Below are 2029 nucleotides of genomic sequence, written 5' to 3' on the forward strand. Positions count from 1 at the left end.
CCCCGATCCAGGGCCTCGCGAATGGCATTTTCCAAGGATAGCGTCGCGGAAACGCCCAGCATCGGCACATCCGACAAATCCAGCACCAAGGCTTGGCAGGAGGCCACGGCCTGATGTTGGCGGGAAATGGCTTGGGAAACCCCGAAGATCATCGGCCCACTCAGGTAAAACAGCAACACCTGGCCGCCTCCCTGTCGCAACAAATCCCTCTCCCGCGGGGTGAGATCCACCGCATCATCGGCATCGGTAATGGCTTTCACCTCTTCGGAGTGGATCTCGCTGAGGCGTTGAATGGTGAGCAAGTTGGCCACAAACACCCCCACCCCCACGGCGGCGATGAGATCCACAAATACCGTCATGAACATCACCCCGTACATAATGGCTGCCCCTTTGAGGGAAAGCCGGTGGGCCCGTTTCAGGAAGCTCCAGTCGAGGATATCCACCCCCACCTTGAGGGCGATCCCTGCCAGCACCGCCATTGGGATCCCTTGCGTGAGGGGAGCGGCAAACAGCACCACCATCAACAGAATGAGGGCGCGGGTGACGCCCGCCAGAGGGGTACGTCCCCCCGACTGGATATTCACCACCGTGCCCATGGTTGCCCCTGCTCCCGGCAGCCCTCCCATGGAGCCGGACACCAAGTTAGCGATCCCCTGCCCGATCAGCTCTTGGTCGGAGTCGTGGCGGGTGCGGGTGAGGTTATCAGCAATGACTGCCGTTAAGAGGGTGTCGATGCAGCCCAGCATCCCCAGCACCACCCCATCCAGCACCAAGTTGGCCAGGGAAGCAAAGGGCAACTGCGGCCACTGCAACTGCGGCAAACCGGTGGGGATAGGGCCAATGCGCCGCAAATCCCAATCGGCCATGAACAAGCTGGCCACCAGCGTTCCCAACACCAAAGCCACCAACTGCGGCGGCACCACCCGTCGCCAGGGCTTGGGATAGCCAAAAAGGATGGCAAGCGTCAGCAGCCCCAGCCCCAGCTCTGGCATCTTAAGGTTGAGCAGGTAGGTCGGCAGGTTCTGCACCGCCCCAATCACTCCCCCCTGGCTGGCGTGGCCCAAAAGCGGCGGGATCTGCAGCAAAATCATGATCCAGCCGATCCCGGACATAAAGCCGGAAATAACGCTGTAGGGCATGAGGGTGATGTATTTACCCAGTTTCAGGGATCCAAACAGGATCTGAAATAAGCCCCCCAGCATCACCACGGTGAAGGCCGGCCCCAGCCCCTGCTCCGGGTAACGAGCTGTAACATTAGCAACCACCGCCGTCATCATCACAGTCATCGGCCCGGTGGGTTCGGAGATGAGCGTGGGCGTACCCCCAAACAGAGCCGCAAAAAAGCCCACGCATACTGCTCCGTACAAGCCCGCCACCGGCCCTGCCCCCGAAGCCACCCCAAAGGCCAAGGCCATCGGCAAGGAAACAATCGCCGTCGTCAACCCGCCGAACAGATCCCCGCGCCAGTTGTCTAGGCTCAGACGTCGGTGCCAATCCAGAAATCTCTTGCCGCCGGACTGTTGTTCTTTCGCTTGGCTCAGCATGCCCCAAAGCCCTCCACGCTATGGGCAGCCTATCATTGAACGTTACTATAGAGATCATGCTAGAGAATAGGTTTTCTTCTATAGTTTCCCTCAAGGATTCCCCTCCAAGCGAGGGCATGGGGCTTGAGCCGGTAGAGTTGTGTGAAAGTGAGAGTAGTCCACATAGCGATGCCCATTGCTGTCCAGGTGGAGAATATCGGCAAATCGGTGGTTCCAGAGAATCTCATCGGCCAAGTAGGAGTGGCGAGCATGGATGGTTTGGGAAAAGGTGTCGTCGATGCCGGTCAGGGTAATGATCAGCTCCGCTTGGCCCACCTGTAAATCTCGATCCATGAGGCTGTAGAGAGGGCCGCCGATGAACCACCGAGCCTCTCCTACTGGAAGTCAGCCAGCCTTCACAAAGGGCGAATGGTAGACTGGGAATACAAAAGCTTTCTGCTCAATTCAATCACCTTCAGCTTACTAGCGCAGGAGCCCCGCACTGT

2 protein-coding genes are annotated in these 2029 nt (G+C 58.9%); both read right to left on the reverse strand.

The window, feature by feature from the left end; translation table 11 throughout:
• On the reverse strand, nt 1–1544 hold a 1544-nt coding region (locus NW856_RS13780), incomplete at its 3' end, for a SulP family inorganic anion transporter (protein ID WP_414400704.1).
• A 90-nt stretch (nt 1545–1634) separates the two neighbouring features.
• Nucleotides 1635–1901, reverse strand: coding sequence for a hypothetical protein (locus NW856_RS13785; protein ID WP_255344550.1), 267 nt, complete (start codon nt 1899–1901; stop codon nt 1635–1637).
• Nucleotides 1902–2029: the final 128 nt, after the last annotated feature.

Origin of the sequence: Synechococcus sp. R3-13, assembly GCF_047462195.1 — a bacterium.
GTDB lineage: Bacteria > Cyanobacteriota > Cyanobacteriia > Thermostichales > Thermostichaceae > Thermostichus.